The following is a 20897-nucleotide window of genomic DNA, read 5'->3' on the forward strand; positions in this document are numbered from 1 at the left end:
GCCCCCGGCCGGCGCGCGAACGTCTGTCAGCCGAACAGCCCGGGCAGCAGCGCCAGCGCGACCGGGTAGCCCACGAAGCTCACGACGTCGAGGATCAGGTGCGCCACCACGAGCGGCGCGGTGCGGCCGAAGCGCCCGTAGCACCAGCCGAACACGACCCCCATCGCCACGTTCCCGAGGAAGGGCCCGTAGCCCTGGTAGAGGTGGTAGCTCCCGCGCAGCACTGCCGCCGACAGGATGATGCTCCACGCGCCCAGCCGCCCGTGCCCCCAGCCGAGCTCGCGCAGCCGGGTGAAGAGGTAGCCGACGACGATCACCTCCTCCTGCAGCGCGGCGCGGAGGGCCACGAGCACGAGCACCGGCACGGTCCACCAGTACGAGTCGAGCACGGTCGGCACGACGTCGACGGTGATCCCGAGGGCCCGGCCCGCGAAGTACAGCCCGAGCCCGGGCACCCCGATGAGCGCCGCCAGCCCGAACCCGGAGGCGACGTCGCGCCCCGGACGCGCGAGGTCGAGCCCGATCCGTCGGAAGGCGCTCCGCCCCGGCTGCCACAGCAGGAAGAGCACGAGGACCACGGGCACCAGTGCCGTCGCGATGTCGAGCAGCTGGTACAGCAGATCGAACGCCTGCCTATCGTTCAGGCTCCGGTTGATGGTGGCGCTCTGCGAGCCGAGGGCCTCCGGACGCGTGGACAGGTCGACGATGCGCAGCACCGAGTAGACGGCGCTCGCTCCGAGCGAGAGCCCGAGCACGATCGCGATCTCCCACCGCAGCCGCGTCCGCATGGCGCGCCGCAGCGGCGGTCGGGGAGCGCGGGCGAGGGCGGGAGCGTCGGGCACGGGCCGATCCTAGGCGCGGGATGCCGAACCGCCGTCAGCGGACCGGACGTGGCCGGTGAGGGCCCTGACGACGCGATCCGTCGCCGCGGGTAGCAGGAACGCGCGATCCCGACCGTCCATATGCACGGATCCGGACCGCGACGCATGGATCCGCGCGTCCGCGTTACCGGTGTGTAACGTTTGGGCCCAGTTTTTGCAAAGACTCCCAGCCGTACCTAGGGTCATTCTTATCTGCGCGGTCGACCGCACGCACGGTGGGTCCGCGCCATTCCCATGCACAGGAGGAACCTTGAAAATCAGACGCCTCGCAGCGGCTGGTGCCGTCATCGTCTCCGGTGCCCTCGTTCTCAGCGGCTGCTCTGCGCCCGCCCAGGAGTCCGAGGTCATCGCCGGCACTGAGATCACCGTGGCCTGGAACGACCCGTTCCTCGAGTACAACAACGGTTCGGCCACCGGCAACGCCAGCGCCAACACGAACATCGTGTACCTGACGAACCAGTCCTTCAACTACTACGACGACGGCCCGTCCCTCGTCAAGAACACCGACTTCGGCACGTACGAGAAGATCTCCGACGACCCGCTCGTCGTGAAGTTCACGATCAACGAGGGCGTCAAGTGGAGCGACGGCACTCCGGTCGACGCCGCGGACATGCTGCTCAACTGGGCCGCGAACACGACGAACGTGAACACGACCGAGGACGTGAAGGCGAACGAGGACGGCACGGTCACCACCGGCGACGACCAGGTCTTCTTCAACTCGGGCGCCGTCAAGGACACCCGCCTCGGCCTGGTCACCAAGACCCCCGAGATCGGCGACGACGGCCGCAGCCTCACCTACACGTACGACCAGCCCTACGTGGACTGGGAGATCGCGACCGGCAACGGCGTCGGCGTCTCCGCGCACGGCACCACGCAGCTCGCGTTCCCCGACGAGAACCTCTCGCCCGAGGACGCCAAGAAGAAGCTCATCACGGCGATCCAGGACAAGGACCCCAAGGTCCTCGCCCCGGTCTCCAAGGTCTGGAACGACGGCTACCGCTACTCGGACATGCCGACGGAGCCGCAGAAGACCCTGGGCGACGGCGCCTACACGATCACCGACCTCAAGGCCGACCAGTACGTCACACTGACCGCCAACAAGGAGTACACCGGCTCCAAGAAGCCGAAGTACGAGAAGATCACGGTCCGCTTCATCGCGGACCCGCAGGCGCAGATCCAGGCCCTCTCCAACGGCGAGGTCCAGATCGCGTCCGGCCAGCCCACGGCCGACCTCCTCCAGCAGGTCCAGGGACTCAGCGGCATCGAGTACAAGGGCCAGGCCGAGGGCACGTACGAGCACGTCGACCTCCAGGTCACCAACGGCGGCCCGTTCGACCCCGCGAAGTACGGCGGCGACGCCGACAAGGCCAAGCTCGTCCGCCAGGCGTTCTTCAAGACGCTGCCGCGCGAGGAGATCCTCGACAAGCTGATCAAGCCCCTCCAGTCGGATGCGGAGCTCCGCAACTCGAACGTCTACGTGCCCGGCACGCCGGAGTACGAGGCATCCGTCGAGAAGAACGGCTACAAGGACCAGGCGGTCGACATCGACGGCGCCAAGGCGCTCCTCGCCCAGGCCGGCGTCTCCGGCCCGATCGACGCCCGCGTCATCTACGGCCAGGGCAACACGCGCCGCCAGCAGGAGTTCGAGCTCATGCGCCAGTCGGCCGCCCTGGCCGGCTTCAACCTCATCGACGTGAACAGCGCGACGTGGGGCGCCGACCTCTCCAGCAAGACGGGTTCGTACGACATCGCCCTCTTCGGGTGGCAGTCGGTGAGCCTCGGTGTCGGCGAGTCCGGCCCGAACTACCAGACCGGCGGCATCAACAACTACTACGGCTGGTCGAACCCCGAGATCGACTCGCTGTTCAAGCAGCTGGACACGGAGACGGACAAGGACAAGCAGCTCGAGATCGTCACCCAGGCCGAGACCCTGATCCAGCAGCAGGGCTGGACGACGCCGATCTACCAGTTCCCGGGACTCACCGCCTGGAGCGACACCGTGTCGGGCGTCAAGCCCGCGTTCCTGTCGCCCAACTGGTTCTGGAACTACTGGGAGTGGGCTCCGGCCCAGGCAGCCGCGCAGTAGCGCGACAGCAGTGAGCGCCGTCCCCTGAACGGGAGGGTGCGAGGGTGCCGAGGTCTTCTGGCCTCGGCACCCTCTCCATGTCCGTTGCCGATTCGTGATCCGCGGATCCGGCCGCGTATGCTCTCGTCGGGCCGGGTCATGAGCCCTGGCCGAACACAGAAAGGGACGTCGTCGCCCTGTGCTTACCTTCGTCTTGAGACGTCTCGTCGCGTCGTTCTTCGTCCTCCTGGGCGCCAGCTTCATCATCTACAACCTGGCGGCCAACTCCGGTGATCCCCTGGTGGATCTGCGCGAGAACCCGTCGCCCAACCGTGACGCCCTCATCGCCGCCAGAGTCGACATGCTCGACCTCGACGTCCCGTCGCCGCTGCGCTACTTCATCTGGCTCGGTGGGGTGTTCAAGGTCTTCGTCGGTCAGATCGACCTCGGCAGGGCCATCGACGGTCGCGAGGTCAACGAGATCATCGCCAACGCCGCCGGGCAGACGATCCAGCTGGTGACGATCGCCACGATCATCGCCGTGCTCATCGGCGTCTCGATCGGCATGACGACCGCGCTCCGCCAGTACAGCGGCTACGACTACACGGTCACCTTCGCGTCGTTCCTCGTCTTCTCGCTGCCGATCTTCTTCGTCGCCGTGCTGCTCAAGCAGTACGTCGCCATCGGCTTCAACGACTTCCTCGTGAACCCGTCGATACCGCCGATCATGATCGTGGTGCTGTCGCTCGTGTCGGGCTTCGTCTGGATGAGCATCATCGGCGGCGACCCGAAGCCGCGACTCATCGTCTTCGGCTCCGCCGTGGTCATCACCGCTGTCGTGCTCATCTACCTGCTCGCCACGGACTGGTTCACGCGTCCGGGCCTCGGCATCCTCCTCATCGCCGCGCTCGGCGCACTGGTCGCGGTGCTCATCACGTCGCTCTCGACGGGGTTGCGCAACCGGCGCGCCCTCTACTCGGCGCTCGCCATGGCGGTCATCGGCGCCGCGCTCTGGTATCCGTTGCAGTACGTGCTCACGGTCTCCGCCCCTTGGTGGATCACCATCGTGCTCATCGTCGCCTTCGTCGTCGTCGGTGTGGTCGTCGGCTACGTCGTCGGCCAGAACGACAAGCCGATCGTCGCCCGCGGCGCCGGCATCACGGGTGGTCTCGTCGCGCTGCTGATCATCGTCGACCGCGTCATGCAGGTGTGGCCGGACTACGTGACCAACACCCGCGGCCGCCCCATCGCCACCGTGGGCGCCGTGACGCCGGGTCTCAACGGATCCGTGTGGCAGGGCATGCTCGACAGCTACACCCACCTCCTGCTGCCGACCATCGCGATCCTCCTCATCTCCCTCGCGAGCTACTCGCGCTACTCGCGGGCCAGCCTCCTCGAGGTCATGAACCAGGACTACGTGCGCACCGCGCGGGCCAAGGGCCTCACCGAGCGCACCGTGATCATGCGCCACGCGTTCCGCAACGCCATGATCCCCGTCGCCACCGTCATCGCGTTCGACGTGGGCGGCCTCATCGGCGGCGCGGTGATCACGGAGACGATCTTCGCGTGGAAGGGCATGGGCTCCGTGTTCCAGGACGCCCTGAACAAGACCGACCTCAACCCGCTGATGGGGTTCATCCTGATCACGAGCATCCTGACCGTCATCTTCAACATGCTGGCCGACATCCTGTACTCGGTCCTCGATCCTCGAATCCGGGTGAGCTGACACATGTCCAACGCACTGATGGGGAATCCCAACGACCCCCACAACGACCCGAGCCTCCCCGAAGGCGGCAACTCCGAGCTGACGATCGAGCAGCGCGAGGTGGAGGGGCTCAGCCAGGGCACCGTGGTCCGCCGCCGCTTCCTCCGCCACAAGGGCGCCATGACCTCGGTCGTCATCCTGCTGCTCATGGCGACCCTCGTCTACTCGTCCGTCGGCATCCAGTTCTTCGGCGTCCGCATCCCCGGCTGGTGGATGTGGAACTACGAGGACGTCGCGCCCATCGTCGACGGTGGCAACCCCACGTGGGAGCTGCCGTTCCAGTTCGGCACGCACCCCTTCGGCCAGGACGAGATCGGGCGCGACATCTTCGCCCGCGTCATGCGCGGCACGCAGCAGTCGATCGTCGTGATGGTGCTGTACGGCATCATCGCCGCGTTCATCGGCATCGTCATCGGCGCCGTCGCGGGCTTCTTCCGCGGTCGCATCGACTCTCTGCTCATGCGCTTCACCGACCTCATCATCGTGATCCCGGTCATCGTCATCGCAGCGGTGCTCGGGCAGACCTTCGGGAGCCTAGGGGCGGCCGTGCTCGGACTAGTCCTCGGCGTGGTCGGCTGGCCGAGCCTCGCCCGCCTGGTGCGAGGCGAGTTCCTCAGCCTCCGCGAGCGCGAGTTCGTCGACGCGGCCCGCGTCGCCGGGGCGTCGAACAGCCGAATCGTGTTCCGGCACATCCTGCCGAACGCCATCGGCGTGGTCATCGTGTCGACGACGCTGCTCATGAGCGCGGCCATCCTGCTCGAAGCGGCGCTGTCCTTCCTCGGCTTCGGCATCAAGAAGCCCGACGTGTCGCTCGGCCAGATCATCAACGAGTACCAGGGTGCGTTCGCGACCCGGCCGTGGCTCTTCTGGTTCCCCGGCCTATTCATCATCATCATCGCGCTGACGATCAACTTCATCGGCGACGGCCTGCGCGACGCGTTCGACCCGCGCCAGCGGCGCATGCCGGGCGGACAGGGTCCCTACAAGCAGATGTTCGCGATGCTCACCGGTCGCACCCGCCGCGAGCAGGGCCCGACGACCGGCTCCGGTGCCGAGGGCGTCCGCGTCCCGCCGCCCGTCGGGTCGGCGCGTCCAGACGCGCAGGCTGATGGTCCCGCCGACGGACAGGCGCCCGAGAGTACGGACGGCCGGTGACGGTCGCCGTGACGGCCCGTCCGCTCAGCCGCGGTCGGGCCACCGGCCCGCTCTCAGAGCAGGCCGGTCAGCACCGTGGCCACGACGAGCACCGCGAGCACGGCGATCTCCGCCCAGTGCGTGCGCACGCGCCGGCCCTCCTCCTCGACCGGACCGCCCAGGTGGCCCGCCTCGCGGAGGTCGGCGAGGCGCAGGCGGATCACCGTGGCCGCGTCGCCCGAGTCGGTGCGGGGCAGGTCGCCGCGGCGCGCGTCCTGCATCATGGCGCTGAGGTAGGGCTGGATCTTCTCCTCCTTCGTGGTGATGTAGGCGTTGGAGCATCGGCCGGGCGCGGGAGCGGCCCACGCCGTGACGCGCTCGTGCGCGGTCGTGATGTTGAGGGCCCACTTGGTGTCGACCTCGCGGATCGCGGGCCACGAGATGTCGTGCGTGCGGAAGACGTTGCGGATCTCGACGCCCTCGGTGGCGATGCGCACCCGCGGGTGCCAGAAGACGAGCCACGACGCGTAGGCCAGCATGACGGGGCCCCACACCGCCGTCGGCAGGAGGTCGGCCCGACCGCCGACCACGGTGCTCACGAGCACCAGGACCGCGATCGCCGAGACGATCACGGTCAGCAGGCGACCGAACGACGGGCGGATGACGACGGGCTGATCCATGGCCACATCGTCCCACGGCCCGCGTGGACGCCCCTCGACACCCCCACTTCCAGCAGCCAGGAGGCCGCAGCATGATCGCTCACGCGAACGGGTCGGACGAGATCGTCCCCATCCTCGAGGTCTCCGGCCTCGGCGTCGACTTCTGGGTCGGCGACGAGTGGATCCCCGCGGCCGTCGACCTCGACTACAGGGTCAACCCGGGCGAGGTTCTCGCGATCGTCGGCGAGTCCGGCTCCGGCAAGTCCGTCAGCTCCATGTCGCTGCTCGGCCTGCTGCCCAAGAACGGCCGGGTCCGGGGGAGCGCGAAGCTCAAGGGCGTCGAGATGGTCGGCGCCGACCAGGCCACCCTGCGGAAGGCGCGCGGCAACGACATCGCCGTGATCTTCCAGGAGCCCATGACGGCGCTCAACCCCGTCTACACGGTGGGCTTCCAGATCGTGGAGGCCCTGCGCGTCCACAACTCGATCATCCCGTCGGCCGCCAAGGTGCGCGCGCTCGAGCTGCTCAAGCTCGTCGAGATACCGAATCCCGAGAAGGCGTTCGACTCCTACCCGCACCAGCTGTCGGGCGGCCAGCGCCAGCGCGCCATGATCGCGCAGTCGCTGTCGTGCGACCCCGACATGCTCATCGCGGACGAGCCCACGACGGCGCTCGACGTGACGATCCAGGCCGAGATCCTCGACCTGCTGCGCAAGCTCCACCAGCGCCTCAACAGCGCGATCGTGATCATCACGCACGACATGGGCGTGGTCGCCGACCTCGCGACCAACGTCATCGTGATGAAGAGCGGCCGCATCGTCGAGCGCGGCTCGGTGCGCGAGATCTTCCAGTCGCCGAAGGACCCGTACACGAAGCAGCTGCTCGCGTCGGTGCCGCTCCTCGGCACGGGCGAGGCGTCGCAGGTCGAGGTCGTCGAGCGCACGACCGAGCCCGCCATCTCCCTCAAGGAGGTGGACATCGACTACCCGAAGCTCGGTCGCGTGCCGGCGTTCCGGGCGGTCACGGGCGCGTCGTTCGACATCCACCCCGGCGAGGTCGTCGGAGTCGTGGGCGAGTCGGGATCCGGCAAGACCACCATCGCGCGCGCCGCGGTCGGCCTCCTGCCCGTCGCGGGGGGCGAGCTCATGGTCGCGGGCCGCCGCATGACCGGCATCTCGGCCAAGGACCTCCGGGCCGTGCGCCGCGAGATCGGCATCGTGTTCCAGGATCCGGGCTCCTCGCTCAACCCGCGCTGGCCCATCGGCCAGAGCATCGGCGAGCCGCTCGAGCTCTCGGGGCAGTTCTCGAAGAAGCAGCAGAGCGACCGGGTGGAGGAGCTCCTCGAGCAGGTGGAGCTGCCGCGCAGCTTCCGCAACCGCTACCCGAACGAGCTCTCCGGCGGCCAGCGCCAGCGCGTCGGCATCGCCCGGGCGCTCGCGCTCCGGCCCAAGGTGCTCGTCGCCGACGAGCCCACCTCGGCGCTCGACGTGTCGGTGCAGGCCCGCGTGCTCCAGCTGCTGCAGGAGATCCAGAAGGAGCTCCAGTTCGCGTGCCTGTTCGTCAGCCACGACCTCGCGGTGGTCGACCTCCTCGCCGACCGCATCGTCGTGATGAACCACGGCAAGATCGTCGAGCAGGGGCCGACCGAGTCGATCCTCCGGAACCCGCAGCACCCGTACACGCAGAAGCTCATCGCCGCGGTGCCGCTGCCGGATCCCGACCAGCAGAAGGAGCGCCGCGAGCTCCGCGAGGCGCTGCGCGACCAGCAGCCGCCCGCGGCCTGATCCACGCCCGCACTACCCGGCCCGCCGTCCGACGCACCCCCTCGCGGGGGCGCGCGGGCGGCGGGCCTCGTCGTGCCGCTCGCGTAGGATCGACGGCGATGGACAGCGACACGCGAGGCCCCGGGGCCGTACGAGCCGGGCGCCCGCGAGGGATCCGCCGGGCCGTCCGCGGTGCCTCCGCCGCCGTCGCGCTGGCGCTCGTCGCCGGCCTCGCCGCGTGCTCGCCGACCACCGGCATGGTCGCCGACACGCAGATCCGCGCCGCGGTCCCCACCTCCTTCACGTCCTACAACGCGGCCTCGCGCACGGGCGGCACCCCCGGAAACGAGGAGATCGTGCACGCCACGAACTCGCGGTTCTCCGAGGTCTCCGCCGACGGCACGGTCGCCGCCGACCCGGGGTACGGATCCGCGAGGGTCGTCTCGCGCGACCCCTTCACCGTGGAGTACACCGTCGCGGAGGGCGTCCGCTGGTCCGACGGCGAGCCCGTCGACGCGGCCGACCTCCTGCTCGCCTGGGCCGCCGGATCCGGCGCGCTCGACACCCCCGGGTTCGACCCGTCCGGATACGTCGACGAGACGACGGGCGGCTACACAGGGCCGCTGCCCGAGCAGACCGTCTTCTTCGACGCCGCAGCCGACGAGGCGCTGACGCACGTCACCCGGACGCCCGAGATCGGGGACGGCGGCCGCTCGATCACCATGGTCTTCGACGAGTACACGCCGGATTGGCGCCTCGCGTTCGAGGTGGGCCTGCCCGCGCACGCCGTGGTGCAGCTCGCGCTCGACATGTCGAGCCCGGGCCGCGCGAAGCAGACCCTCGTGGACGCCGTGCAGGATCGCGAGCCCGACCTCCTCTCGCCCATCTCCGACGCGTGGAACCGCGGGTTCGGCGTCGCGGAGATCGCCGCGCATCCGGATCGCGCCGTGGGCTCGGGCCCGTACGCCATCGAGTCGATCGACCCGGGCACCTCCATCACGCTGCGCGCCAACCGCTTCTACACGGGTCTGCACCGGCCGTCGGTCGAGCGCATCGTCGTGTCCACGATCGCGGACCCGGACGCCGCCGTCGCCGCGCTGCAGGCGGGCGACGTGGACGTCATCGCGCCCCACGCCGACGCCGAGGTGGCCGACGCGCTGGCGGGGACGGACGGCGTGGACGTGGTCCGGGGATCCTCCGAGACCTGGGAGCGGGTCGACCTGCAGACCCTCGGCGCGCGGAACCCCGCCATGTCGGACGTCGCGGTCCGCACCGCCTTCCTCTCCACCGTCCCGCGCGACGCGATCGTGCGCGCGGCGGCGCTCCCGGCGGATCCCGACGCCGCGACGCGCGACTCCTTCGTGCTCGCGCCGGGTGCGGACGGGTACGCCGACCAGGTGCGCGCCAACGGGTCCAGCCGGTTCGACGACGTCGACCTCGACGAGGCGCGGCAGCTGCTCGCCTCGGTCGGCCGCACGGCCCCCGAGGTCTGCGTCCTCTTCGACCCCGCCGACCCGCGCCGCGTGGCCGCGTTCGACGCCATCCGCGACTCCGCCGAGAAGGCCGGCTTCGTCGTCACGGACTGCTCGACGCCGCAGTGGGAGAGCGTGCTCGACCAGCCGGGCGCCTACGACGTCGCGCTCCTCTCCTCGGAGGACGCGTACCCGTCCGTCGCCGGGATCCGCGCCGCGCACGAGGCCCGCGCCGACGCCCGCGACGGCCAGGCGACGGTCGACCCCGACGTCGCGTCCCTCTTCGCCTCGCTCAGCAGCACCGAGGACGCGGACGCGCGCGACGAGCTGCTCCTGCGCCTGGACCGCCGCATGTACGGCGACCGCGCCGGCCTCCCGCTCTACCAGCTGCCCGCGCTCGCGGCCATGCGGGACACCGTCGGCGGCGTGCAGGTGTCGCCGCACCAGGCCGGGATCCTCGACGACGCCTGGCGCTGGACCCTGTCTCCCGACGCTCCCTGAGCCCGGCTTGCATCGGCACGGTAGGCTGTAGGTCGCTGGGAATAGCAGACGGCGGCTCTTCGCCCTCCTCCCTTGATGACAAGGCCGGCACCCTCTCCACTGAAGGACAGCACTATGGCGCTAGTCGCGCGCAACGACCTCCGCAATGTGGCCATCGTGGCCCACGTGGACCACGGCAAGACGACCCTGGTCGACGCCATGCTCAAGCAGACGAACTCGTTCGACGCCCACTTCGAGGGCGAGGACCGGATGATGGACTCGAACGACCTCGAGCGCGAGAAGGGCATCACGATCCTCGCGAAGAACACCGCGGTGCTCTACAACGGGAAGCACGCCGACGGGTCGCCCATCGTCATCAACGTGATCGACACCCCGGGCCACGCCGACTTCGGCGGCGAGGTCGAGCGCGGCCTGTCCATGGTCGACGGCGTCGTGCTCCTCGTCGACGCGTCCGAGGGCCCGCTGCCCCAGACGCGCTTCGTGCTCCGCAAGGCGCTCGAGGCGAAGCTGCCCGTGATCCTGCTGGTCAACAAGACCGACCGCCCCGACGCGCGCATCGACGAGGTCGTGGCCGAGAGCCAGGACCTCCTCCTCGGCCTCGCCTCCGACATGTCGGACGAGCACCCGGACCTCGACCTCGACGCGATCCTCGACGTGCCCGTCGTCTACGCGTCCGGCCGCAACGGCGCCGCGAGCGCCAACAAGCCGGAGAACGGCACGCTGCCGGACAACGACGACCTCGAGCCCCTCTTCAAGGCGATCCTCGACCACGTCCCGGCGCCCACCTACGACGACCAGCACCCGCTGCAGGCCCACGTCACCAACCTCGACGCGTCGCCGTTCCTCGGCCGCCTCGCCCTCCTGCGCGTCTTCAACGGCACGCTCAAGAAGGGCCAGCAGGTCGCCTGGGTCAAGCACGACGGCTCCGTCAAGAACGTGAAGATCACCGAGCTCCTCATCACGAAGGCGCTCGACCGCTTCCCGACCGAGTCCGCGGGCCCCGGCGACATCGTCGCCGTCGCCGGCATCGAGGACATCACCATCGGCGAGACGCTCGCCGACCCGGACGACGTCCGCCCGCTGCCCACCATCACGGTGGACGACCCGGCCATCTCGATGACCATCGGCACCAACACCAGCCCGCTCATCGGCAAGGTCAAGGGCCACAAGCTCACCGCCCGCATGGTCAAGGACCGCCTCGACCGCGAGCTCATCGGAAACGTGTCCATCAAGCTGGTCGACATCGGCCGCCCGGACGCCTGGGAGATCCAGGGCCGCGGCGAGCTCGCGCTCGCGATCCTCGTGGAGCAGATGCGCCGAGAGGGCTTCGAGCTCACCGTCGGCAAGCCGCAGGTGGTCGTCAAGCAGGTCGACGGCAAGGTGCACGAGCCCTTCGAGCACCTCACCATCGACTCGCCCGAGGAGTACCTCGGCGCGATCACGCAGCTCCTCGCCGCCCGCAAGGGCCGCATGGAGGGCATGGCGAACCACGGCACCGGCTGGGTCCGCATGGAGTTCGTCGTCCCGTCGCGCGGCCTCATCGGCTTCCGCACGGAGTTCCTCACCATCACGCGCGGCGCGGGCATCGCCAACGCCGTGTCACACGGCTACGAGCAGTGGGCGGGCGAGATCACGACCCGCGTCAACGGCTCGATCGTCGCCGACCGCGCCGGCGTGGCCACCCCGTTCGCCATGGTGGCCCTGCAGGAGCGCATGTCGTTCTTCGTGGAGCCGACCCAGGAGGTCTACGAGGGCATGGTCGTCGGCGAGAACTCGCGCGCCGACGACATGGACGTGAACATCACCAAGGAGAAGCAGCTGACCAACATGCGTCAGTCCACCTCCGACTCCTTCGAGCGCATGACGCCCTCGCGGCGGCTCACGCTCGAGGAGTGCCTCGAGTTCGCCCGCGAGGACGAGTGCGTGGAGGTCACGCCCGAGTTCGTGCGGATCCGCAAGGTCGAGCTCGACGCCAACGCCCGACAGCGCAAGACGTCGCGATTGAAGAAGCAGAACGCGTAGCGCAGCATGACCCCGACGAGCCCGTCCGCCCGGTCCCTCCGCAGGAGGGGGCTGGTGGCCGGGCTCGTCCTCGTCCCGGGCCTCGTGCTCGCCGGATGCAGCCAGGTCGGCGAGGTCGTCCGCGACGCCGCCCACGAGGGCGCGAAGCAGGTCAGGCACAGCGTCGAGGACGTGATCGGCGACACGCTCGGCAAGGTGCAGGTGTCCACGGACGGCCACGTCCCGCCCTCGTTCCCGTCGGACGCCGTGCCCTTCGCCGAGGGCAAGCTGCTCGGCGGGGGAGCCGCCCCGGAGGACGCCGGCTGGGTGGCGCAGGTCGCCGTGCCGGACGTCGAGGGCGGGTTCGCGGACGCGCAGGCGCGGCTCGAGGCCGCCGGCTACGCGTCGAGCGAGGTCGCGAGCGACGCGCAGAGCGGCTACGGGCGGTTCACGACCGACGCGTACTCCGTCATCGTCACGGTCTCGGCGGATCTCGGATCCCCGGTCGCCACGTACGTCGTGCTGCCCGCGGGCTGAGGCCGGCGGCCCGGGGCCCCGCCCGCCGGCGCGCGCCAGGTCAGGACGCGAAGAGCGTCTCCCCGACGTAGCCGTCGCGCGAGGCTCCCGGCGGCACCGCCCAGATCCCGCTGCCCACATGGCGCAGGTACTCGTTCATCGCGTCGCGGGCGAGGCTCCGCTGGATGGGGATGAACTGCGTGCGCGGATCCCGCTGGAACGCGAGGAAGAACAGGCCCGCGTTCAGGCGCCCCAGCTCGTCGTTGCCGTCGACGAAGTTGTAGCCGCGGCGGAGGAGCACCGCGCCGTCGTTCGCGTCCGGGTGCGCGAGGCGCACGTGGGAGGCCGGGTCGATGAGCGGCGCGCCCGCGCGGCCGGTGGCGTGGAAGTCCGGCGCGGTCATCTCGGTGCCGCCGCTGAGGGGCGCGCCGGATCCCTTCGTGCGGCCGACCACGCGCTCCTGCTCGCGGAGCGACGAGCGGTCCCAGGTCTCGATGGTCATGCGGATGCGGCGGGCCACCAGATACGAGCCGCCCTGCATCCACGCCTCAGCGGGGGAGGACCCGGCGTCGGCCCAGACATGGTCGTCGACCTGGCGCGTGTCCTCCGACTTGACGTTCGCGGTGCCGTCCTTGAAGCCGAAGAGGTTCCGCGGCGTGACCTGCGCGCGGCTGGTCGACGAGGTGCGGCCGAAGCCGAGCTGCGACCACCGGATGGAGGCGCGGCCGAACGCGATGCGCGAGAGGTTGCGGATCGCGTGCACGGCCACCTGCGGGTCGTCGCTGCACGCCTGGATGCAGAGGTCGCCGCCCGTGGCCTGCGGCACGAGCGCCTCGCCCGGGAAGCGCGGCAGGTCGACGAGCGCGGCGGGACGGCGGCCGGCGATGCCGAAGCGGTCGACGCCGTCGGCGCTCGTGAACAGCGACGGGCCGAGGCCGAACGTGATGGTGAGGCCGGCGGGCGGCAGGTCGAGCGCCTCGCCCGTGTCGTCGGGCGGGGAGTCGTACGGGCCGTCGACGGCGCCGAGCGCGCCCGCGGATCCGCCGGCCGTCATGCGCGCGGCCGCGGCGCTCCAGTCCTGGAGGAGCGAGACGAGGCCGGCGCGGTCGATGTCGGCGACGTCGAACGCGGCGAAGTGCAGGCGATCCTGGGCGGGCGTCGTGATCCCCGCCTGGTGCGCGCCGTGGAACGCGTAGGTCGCGCCGCCCGCGGACTGGCGCGCGCCCGCGAACGCGCGGTCGGTCATGACGCCGCCCGCGGAGCCGACCAGACCGCCGCCGAGCGCGCCCGCGCCGAGGAGGCCGAGGATCCCGCGGCGGGAGATGCCGGCGGGCGCCAACGGAGCGGGAGCGTCGGCCGCGGCCGTGTCGGCGGCCACCGTGGTCTCGTGGTCTGTCATCAGCCGACGAGCGCGCCGGTGAGCTTCGACAGTGGCTCGGCGAGCGCGTTCACGCCGTCCGCGAGGCCCTTGACCTGGTCGGTGGTGAGCCGGTCGTAGGTCGTGAAGCCCTTCTCGAGGGATCCGTACGCGGCGAGGTCCTTCTCCAGGGACGCGAACTGGGCGTCGAGCGTGGCCACGAGCTGCGGGTCCTTGGGCGCGACGATGTCGCGGACGCCCTCGTACGCGACGCGCGCGCCCTCGAGGTTGGCCTGGAAGTCCCAGAGGTCGGTGTGCGACCAGATCTCCTCCTCGCCGGTGATCTTGCCGGAGGCGACCTCGTCCATCAGGCCGACCGCGCCGTTGGAGACCGTGGAGATGTCGACCGAGAAGCCGTCCGCGTGCACCGCGTCGTAGAGCTCCTGCGTGTCCGCGGTCAGCTGCTGCGCGAAGTGCGCGCGATCCGCGGCGCCGAGCGGCGTGTAGACGTCGCCGCCGTTCGCGTCGGGCGAGGGCTGCCAGAGGTCCTTCTCGATCCGGTGCCACCCGGTCCACTCGGTGCCGGGCTCGACGTCGGCCTCGCGGAAGTCGATCTCCGGGTCGAGGTCGCCGAACGACTCCGCGACGGGCTCGACGCGCTCGTAGTACGCGCGGGCCGTGGGGTAGAGCGCGCGGGCCTTGTCGTCGTCGTCCGCGAGGTACGCGTCGGCGAACTCCTGCGTGGCGGGGAGGAGGCGGCCGACCTGGTCCTTGACGTAGGCGAGGTACGCGGCCGCCGCGTCCTGGCCCTGCTGCGCGGCGTCGCCCGCGAGCGCGACCTGGTCGCCCGTGACGGTGAAGCGCGCGCGGCCCACGCCGTCGCCCACCATGCCGGGCTTGCAGACGGTGTAGTAGCTGCCGGGCTGCGCGGTGACCACGAGGTCGCGCTCGATCCCGGGGCTCACGTTCTCGACCTCGCCCACGATGCGGAGGCCGTCCTCCGCGAGCAGGTAGAACTCGGTCACCTGGTCGGTGGAGTTCGTGACGTGGAACGACACCGTGCCGCTGGGGGCGGTCGCGGCGGACACGGTGCACGCGTCGGCGGAGCTGTCGACCGTGAGCTGCGTGACGCCGGGGTCCGCGGAGGCGGCGCCGTCGGCGGCGGATCCGGTCGGGGCGTTCGCGACGCAGCCCGAGAGGGCGAGGGCGGCGCCCGCGAGCAGGGCGGCGGCGGGGAGGGGGGAGCGCTTCATGGGTCCTCGGGGGAGCGGGCCGGCGGTGCCGGGCGGTGGATGGAGCGGGAGCGGGGAGCGGGGGATCGGCGGGTCAGCGGGCGGCGGTCGCGTCGGCGACGCGGGCCGGGTCGGCGACGGGAGCAGCGGGGGCGTCGGGTGCCGGACGTGCCCGCCGGCCGCGCCGCGCGAGCGTCAGGTAGGTCGCGAGCGTCGGCACGACGTACAGCACCCACGTGATCGCCTCGAGCCACGTGGTGGCGGGGGAGAAGTTGACGGTGCCCTTGAGGAGCGTGCCGTACCAGGATCCGGGCGGGACGGCGCCGGACACGTCGAACGCGAGCGCGCCGATGCCGGGCAGGATCCCCGCCTCCTGCAGGTCGTGCACGCCGTACGCGAGCACGCCGCCGGCGACGACGATGAGGAGCGCGCCCGTCCAGGTGAAGAAGCGCGCGAGGTCGATGCGGAGCACCCCGCGGTAGACGAGCCACCCGAGCGCGACCGCGGTGACGAGCCCGAGGCCCGCGCCGACGAGCGGCATGGTGGTGGCGCCCGTGGCCTGCACGGCCGACCAGAGGAACAGGGCCGTCTCGATCCCCTCGCGGCCGACGGCGAGGAAGGCGACGGCGACGAGGCCCCACGCGGCGCCCGCGATCGCCCGGTCGACGGCGCCCTGCAGCTCGGAGCGCATGTCCTTCGCGGTGCGGAGCATCCAGAACACCATCCAGGTGACGAGGCCCGTGGCGACGATGGAGAGGGATCCGCCGATGGCCTCCTGCGCCTCGAACGTGAGGCCGTAGGCGCCGTAGGTGAGGATCGCGCCGACGGACAGGGCGAGGAGGACCGCGAGCCCGACGCCGAGCCAGAGCCGGCCGAGCACGTCGCGGCGGCCGATCTTGACGACGTAGGCGATGAGGATGGTCACGACCAGGGCGGCCTCGAGGCCCTCGCGCAGGCCGATCAGGTAGTTCGCGAACACGCGTGCGACTCTCCGGGCGGAGGGCGCGACGGGACGCGCCCTATTGCTGATGATGGGGAAATGTAGGTGAGGCTTGCCTTACCTGGTGCACAGTAGCGCGGAGGCGGGAGCGCGTCCAGTCGATCGTCCCGGGGGAGCGCCCAGGGAGCGGCCCGCGGCCCGCGGCTAGGATCGCCGGATGACCATCGGTACGTCCCGACGCCCCGATCGGGCCGCCCGCACCGCCCGTCCCGAGCGCGAGCACGTCGTGTTGGTGCACGCCCACCCCGACGACGAGAGCATCGTCACGGGCGGCACCATCGCGAAGCTCGTGCGCGACGGCGTGCCCGTCACCGTCCTCACGTGCACGCGCGGGGAGCGCGGCGACGTGATCCCCGAGGAGCTCCGGCACCTCGAGGGCGACTTGCGCGCGCTCGCCGACCACCGCGAGACCGAGCTGGCCGACGCCATGGCGGCCCTCGGCGTCACCGACCACCGCTTCCTCGGCGATCCCGACGCGCGCTGGCGCGGCCTCGACGCGCGCCGCTACGTCGACTCGGGCATGGAGTGGGGCGACGACGGCGTGCCCGTGGCGCTGCGGCCGCTGGATCCCGACTCGCTGTGCGCGGGCGACGAGGCCGACGAGGCGCGCGACGTGCTCGCGGTCATCGCCGACGTCGACGCCACGAGCGTCGTCACCTACGACGACCACGGCGGCTACGGCCACCCGGACCACAAGCGCACGCACGTCATCGCGACCTGGGCGGCCGAGGAGGCGGGGATCCCCGCGTACCTCATCACCACGACGGAGTCCTCGGCCGGCCGGGCCCATGAGCTCGTGGCGGCGCGCGGCCGGTTCCCCGCGCCGGATCCGCGGCCGGCCGGCATGCTCGTGCTGCCCGACGACGCGGTGGACGTCGCGGTCGACGTCGCGGAGGCGCTCGACGCGAAGACCCGGGCCATCGCGTCCCACCGCACGCAGGTCGTCGTCGACGGCGACCAGTTCGCGCTCTCGCACGGGATCGGCGAGCCCATCGCGGCCGTCGAGCTGTTCCGGCTCCACCGGCCGGTCGGCGCCGCGCCGGACGACGGGACGCCGCGGCCCCCGCGCGGCGCGCAGCGCGTGGGCACGGCGGTCGCGTCGCTCGCGCTCGGCCTGCTGGTGGGCGCGGTCGGCACGGCCGCGCACCGCGCGACGCTGCCGGTCGGCGGGATCGCGCTGCCGGTCGGCCTCGTGCTCGCGCTCGCGACGCTCGCGTGCCTCCTGGTGGCGTTCCGCCTGCTCCTCGTCGACCGGCTGCACGCCCTCTGCCTCGGGCTCGGCGTGGTCGCGGCCGTGGCAGTTCTCGGCACGCGCGGGCCGAGCGGATCCGTGCTGTTCCCCGCCGACGCGATGAGCCAGGTGTGGGCGACCGCGCCCGCGATCCTCGTCGCGGCGGTCGTCGTGTGGCCGCGGCTCTCCGCGCGCGCGTCCGGCGCCGCCGCGCGCCCCGATGCCGCCGACGCCGCGGGATCCGCCGCCCCGGCCCCGGCCGGGACGGGTTCGCGCGCCGCGTAGACTCGTCGGGCCGCACCGCTCCCGGAAGGACCCGCCCGAAGTGACCTACGTCATCGCCCTGCCCTGTGTCGACGTGAAGGACCGCGCCTGCATCGACGAGTGCCCGGTGGACTGCATCTACGAGGGCGAGCGCTCCCTCTACATCCACCCCGACGAGTGCGTCGACTGCGGCGCCTGCGAGCCGGTGTGCCCGGTCGAGGCGATCTACTACGAAGACGACCTGCCCGAGAAGTGGTCGGACTACTACACGGCCAACGTCGAGTTCTTCGCCGAGATGGGATCGCCCGGCGGCGCGACCAAGGTCGGCGTCACCGCGGGCGACCACCCCGTCATCGCGGCGCTCCCGCTCCAGAACGGCTGACGCTCGTGGCCCTCGGCGAGCTCCCCGACTACCCCTGGGACCAGATGGCCCCCTACGCCGAGCGGGCCGGGCGGCACCCCGACGGGATCGTCGACCTCAGCATCGGATCGCCCGTGGATCCGACGCCGCCGCTCATCCGCGACGCGCTCGCCTGGGCGACCGACGCGCACGCGTACCCGACCACGGTCGGCACGCCCGAGCTCCGGCAGGCGATGGTCGACTGGCACGCGCGGCGCCGGAACGCGACCCTCGGCACCGACCAGGTGCTGCCGACCATCGGGTCCAAGGAGATGGTGGCCTGGCTGCCGTTCATGCTGGGCCTCGGCGAGGGCGACGCGGTCGTGCATCCGACCGTCTCCTACCCGACCTACGCGATCGGCGCGGCCCTCGCGGGCGCCGAGTCGGTGCCCGCGGACGACCCGGCCGACTGGCCCGCGCACACCCGCCTCGTCTGGCTGAACTCGCCGGGCAACCCGGACGGCCGCGTGCTCGGGGTCGACGAGCTGCGCGCCGCCATCGCCCGGGCGCGGGAGCTCGGCGCCGTGATCGCGAGCGACGAGTGCTACGCCGAGCTCGGCTGGGAGGGGGAGTGGGCCTCGGGCCCGACGCCCTCGATCCTCGACGCGCGCGTCGTCGGCGACGACCACGCGGGCGTCCTCGCGCTCTACTCGCTCAGCAAGCAGTCGAACCTCGCGGGGTACCGGGCCGCGCTCGTCGCGGGCGACCGGGAGCTCATCGCCCGGCTGATCCGCGTCCGCAAGCACGCGGGGCTCCTCCCGCCCGCGCCGCTCCAGCACGCCATGACGGTGGCGCTCGGCGACGACGCGCACGTGCGCGCCCAGCGCGAGCTGTACCGCGCCCGCCGCCAGACGCTGCGCCCCGCGCTCGAGGACGCGGGCTGGCGCATCGACCGCAGCGAGGCCGGCCTCTACCTCTGGGCGACCCGCGGGCAGGACGCGTGGGAGGGCATCGCGGAGCTCGCCGACCTCGGCATCCTCGCGGGTCCCGGCCCGTTCTACGGCGACGCCTCGCCCGCGCACGTGCGCCTGTCGCTCACGGCGACGGACGAGCGGATCCAGGCGGCGGCGTCTCGGCTCCGCGCCTCCTCCACCGCGTAGCACGACCTCCAACGGATCCGGCCGGATGCTGGCGGAGGCGACAGTGTCCCGGTCGGCCCTTTAGGCTGTAGTCGGCTCGGATCCCGACGCCGCGACGGCGCCACGAGCGCCCGGCGGCGCGCATCCCCTCCGGGCCATCCACCCAGACTCGAGGAGGCGCCGTGACCGATGGCGGGCAGCAGGCGGACGACCGGCCGAAGGCGGACGTGCCCCAGGCGGACCAGAAGCCCACGGCGACCCTGACGTACCCGGGGGGTCGGGTGGAATTCCCCATCCTCCCCGCGGTCGAGGGCGCGTCCAGCATCGACATCTCGGCGCTCACGAAGAAGACGGGCCTCACGACGCTCGACAACGGCTTCGTCAACACCGCGTCGACCCGCTCGGCCATCACCTACATCGACGGCGAGCAGGGGATCCTCCGCTACCGCGGCTACCCGATCGAGCAGCTCGCGCGCCAGTCGAGCTACCTCGAGGTGGCGTGGCTCCTCATCCACGGCGAGCTCCCCACGAGCGACGAGCTCGCGGGGTTCGAGGACGACATCCGCCGCCACACGCTCCTGCACGAGGACTTCAAGGGCCTCTTCCGGGCGCTGCCGACCAACGCGCACCCCATGTCGGTGCTGTCGAGCGCGGTCTCCGCGCTCTCGACCTACTACGAGGACTCGCTGAGCGTGCACGACCCCGAGCAGGTCGAGATCTCGACGCTGCGCCTGCTGGCGAAGCTGCCGGTCATCGCGGCGTACGCGCACAAGAAGAGCCTCGGCCAGGCGTTCCTCTACCCGGACAACTCGCTGTCCTTCGTCGACAACTTCCTCCGCCTGAACTTCGGCAACAACGCGGAACGCTACGAGGTCGATCCCGTCGTCAGCCGCGCGCTCGAGCGCCTGCTGATCCTGCACGAGGACCACGAGCAGAACGCGTCGACGTCGACCGTGCGGCTCGTCGGATCCACCGAGGCGAACATGTTCTCCTCCGTCTCGGCCGGCATCGGCGCGCTCTTCGGCCCGCTGCACGGCGGCGCGAACGAGGCCGTGCTCGCCATGCTCGGCCGCATCCGCGACTCCGGCGAGGGCGTCGACCGCTACGTCGAGCGCGTGAAGAACAAGGAGGACGGCGTCCGCCTCATGGGCTTCGGGCACCGCGTCTACAAGAACTTCGACCCGCGCGCCCGCCTCGTGAAGGAGAGCGCCGACGAGGTGCTCGCGGCCCTCGGGATCCAGGACCCGCTGCTCGACATCGCCAAGGAGCTCGAGGCGGTCGCGCTCGCGGACGACTACTTCATCGAGCGGAAGCTCTACCCGAACGTGGACTTCTACACGGGCGTCATCTACAAGGCGATGGGCTTCCCCACGCGCATGTTCACGGCGCTGTTCACCATCGGGCGCCTGCCCGGCTGGATCGCGCACTGGCGCGAGATGAACGAGGACCAGGCCACGAAGATCGGCCGTCCGCAGCAGCTCTACATCGGCCAGCCCGCGCGCGACCTGCCGCCGCGCGACTAGCCCGGCGAGCATCGCCGCCGCTCCCGAAGAGGGGGCGCCCGGAGGCCGCCGACC

General features: G+C 71.4%; 16 protein-coding genes. 11 read left to right on the plus strand and 5 right to left on the minus strand.

What is annotated here, in order from left to right:
• Window positions 1–26: 26 nt before the first annotated feature.
• Entirely contained in the window at window positions 27–842 is an 816-nt protein-coding gene (locus B5P21_RS06025) for a CPBP family intramembrane glutamic endopeptidase (protein ID WP_045528727.1), read from the minus strand.
• 289 nt (window positions 843–1131) lie between these two features.
• On the opposite strand from B5P21_RS06025, the gene B5P21_RS06030 reads away from it, so the two are divergent.
• From B5P21_RS06030 to B5P21_RS06040, 3 genes are all read left to right on the plus strand, one after another.
• Window positions 1132–2967, plus strand: coding sequence for an ABC transporter family substrate-binding protein (locus B5P21_RS06030; protein ID WP_094170909.1), 1836 nt, complete (start codon window positions 1132–1134; stop codon window positions 2965–2967).
• 178 nt (window positions 2968–3145) lie between these two features.
• A complete protein-coding gene (locus B5P21_RS06035; RefSeq protein ID WP_094170910.1) occupies window positions 3146–4672 on the plus strand; it encodes an ABC transporter permease in 1527 nt (508 codons plus the stop codon).
• A gap of 18 nt (window positions 4673–4690) precedes the next feature.
• A complete protein-coding gene (locus B5P21_RS06040) occupies window positions 4691–5866 on the plus strand; it encodes an ABC transporter permease (protein WP_236688682.1) in 1176 nt (391 codons plus the stop codon).
• A 53-nt stretch (window positions 5867–5919) separates the two neighbouring features.
• On the opposite strand, the gene B5P21_RS06045 is transcribed toward B5P21_RS06040, so the two are convergent.
• Entirely contained in the window at window positions 5920–6525 is a 606-nt protein-coding gene (locus tag B5P21_RS06045; RefSeq protein ID WP_094170911.1) for a PH domain-containing protein, read from the minus strand.
• A gap of 71 nt (window positions 6526–6596) precedes the next feature.
• Here B5P21_RS06045 and B5P21_RS06050 point away from each other — a divergent pair, with 71 nt between their 5' ends.
• The 4 genes from B5P21_RS06050 to B5P21_RS06065 all read left to right on the plus strand — a co-directional run bounded on the left by B5P21_RS06050 (window position 6597) and on the right by B5P21_RS06065 (window position 12778).
• On the plus strand, window positions 6597–8288 hold the full coding sequence (locus B5P21_RS06050) for an ABC transporter ATP-binding protein (protein WP_094170912.1): 1692 nt from the start codon (window positions 6597–6599) through the stop codon (window positions 8286–8288).
• 98 nt (window positions 8289–8386) lie between these two features.
• Window positions 8387–10240 (plus strand): ABC transporter family substrate-binding protein, encoded by a 1854-nt coding sequence (locus B5P21_RS06055; protein ID WP_094170913.1) that lies wholly within the window; start codon window positions 8387–8389, stop codon window positions 10238–10240.
• Between the two features lie 114 nt (window positions 10241–10354).
• Window positions 10355–12262, plus strand: coding sequence for a translational GTPase TypA (gene typA, locus B5P21_RS06060; protein WP_012038869.1), 1908 nt, complete (start codon window positions 10355–10357; stop codon window positions 12260–12262).
• Between the two features lie 54 nt (window positions 12263–12316).
• Window positions 12317–12778, plus strand: coding sequence for a hypothetical protein (locus B5P21_RS06065; RefSeq protein WP_236688681.1), 462 nt, complete (start codon window positions 12317–12319; stop codon window positions 12776–12778).
• Between the two features lie 40 nt (window positions 12779–12818).
• Here B5P21_RS06065 and efeB read toward each other — a convergent pair whose 3' ends face one another.
• The 3 genes from efeB to efeU all read right to left on the minus strand — a co-directional run bounded on the left by efeB (window position 12819) and on the right by efeU (window position 16325).
• A complete protein-coding gene (gene efeB / locus B5P21_RS06070; RefSeq protein ID WP_172457235.1) occupies window positions 12819–14156 on the minus strand; it encodes an iron uptake transporter deferrochelatase/peroxidase subunit in 1338 nt (445 codons plus the stop codon).
• Window positions 14156–15367, minus strand: coding sequence for an iron uptake system protein EfeO (efeO, locus tag B5P21_RS06075; RefSeq protein ID WP_094170914.1), 1212 nt, complete (start codon window positions 15365–15367; stop codon window positions 14156–14158). Before efeO ends, efeB begins: the two co-directional genes overlap by 1 nt.
• 73 nt (window positions 15368–15440) lie before the next feature.
• Window positions 15441–16325, minus strand: coding sequence for an iron uptake transporter permease EfeU (gene efeU / locus B5P21_RS06080; protein ID WP_045528707.1), 885 nt, complete (start codon window positions 16323–16325; stop codon window positions 15441–15443).
• Window positions 16326–16503: 178 nt separating this feature from the next.
• Between efeU and B5P21_RS06085 the strand changes: the two genes are divergently transcribed.
• The 4 genes from B5P21_RS06085 (at window position 16504) to B5P21_RS06100 (ending at window position 20843) form a co-directional block, all read left to right on the plus strand.
• Window positions 16504–17862, plus strand: coding sequence for a PIG-L family deacetylase (locus B5P21_RS06085; protein ID WP_094170915.1), 1359 nt, complete (start codon window positions 16504–16506; stop codon window positions 17860–17862).
• A gap of 40 nt (window positions 17863–17902) precedes the next feature.
• On the plus strand, window positions 17903–18223 hold the full coding sequence (gene fdxA / locus B5P21_RS06090; protein WP_045528705.1) for a ferredoxin: 321 nt from the start codon (window positions 17903–17905) through the stop codon (window positions 18221–18223).
• A 5-nt stretch (window positions 18224–18228) separates the two neighbouring features.
• On the plus strand, window positions 18229–19341 hold the full coding sequence (gene dapC / locus B5P21_RS06095) for a succinyldiaminopimelate transaminase (RefSeq protein WP_045528704.1): 1113 nt from the start codon (window positions 18229–18231) through the stop codon (window positions 19339–19341).
• Between the two features lie 161 nt (window positions 19342–19502).
• Entirely contained in the window at window positions 19503–20843 is a 1341-nt protein-coding gene (locus B5P21_RS06100; RefSeq protein WP_236688680.1) for a citrate synthase, read from the plus strand.
• The last annotated feature ends 54 nt before the right edge of the window (window positions 20844–20897 follow it).

This window comes from Clavibacter michiganensis subsp. insidiosus, from assembly GCF_002240565.1.
In the GTDB taxonomy this organism is placed as follows: Bacteria; Actinomycetota; Actinomycetes; order Actinomycetales; family Microbacteriaceae; genus Clavibacter; species Clavibacter insidiosus.

Excerpts from the sequence above, each read along its gene's own strand:
- B5P21_RS06040 (WP_236688682.1), top strand. The coding sequence starts at position 4,691 with ATGGGGAATCCCAACGACCCCCACAACGACCCGAGCCTCCCCGAAGGC.
- B5P21_RS06085 (WP_094170915.1), top strand. The coding sequence starts at position 16,504 with ATGACCATCGGTACGTCCCGACGCCCCGATCGGGCCGCCCGCACCGCC.
- efeO (WP_094170914.1), bottom strand. The coding sequence starts at position 15,367 with ATGAAGCGCTCCCCCCTCCCCGCCGCCGCCCTGCTCGCGGGCGCCGCC.
- efeB (WP_172457235.1), bottom strand. The coding sequence starts at position 14,156 with ATGACAGACCACGAGACCACGGTGGCCGCCGACACGGCCGCGGCCGAC.
- B5P21_RS06050 (WP_094170912.1), top strand. The coding sequence starts at position 6,597 with ATGATCGCTCACGCGAACGGGTCGGACGAGATCGTCCCCATCCTCGAG.
- B5P21_RS06045 (WP_094170911.1), bottom strand. The coding sequence starts at position 6,525 with ATGGATCAGCCCGTCGTCATCCGCCCGTCGTTCGGTCGCCTGCTGACC.
- typA (WP_012038869.1), top strand. The coding sequence starts at position 10,355 with ATGGCGCTAGTCGCGCGCAACGACCTCCGCAATGTGGCCATCGTGGCC.
- B5P21_RS06055 (WP_094170913.1), top strand. The coding sequence starts at position 8,387 with ATGGACAGCGACACGCGAGGCCCCGGGGCCGTACGAGCCGGGCGCCCG.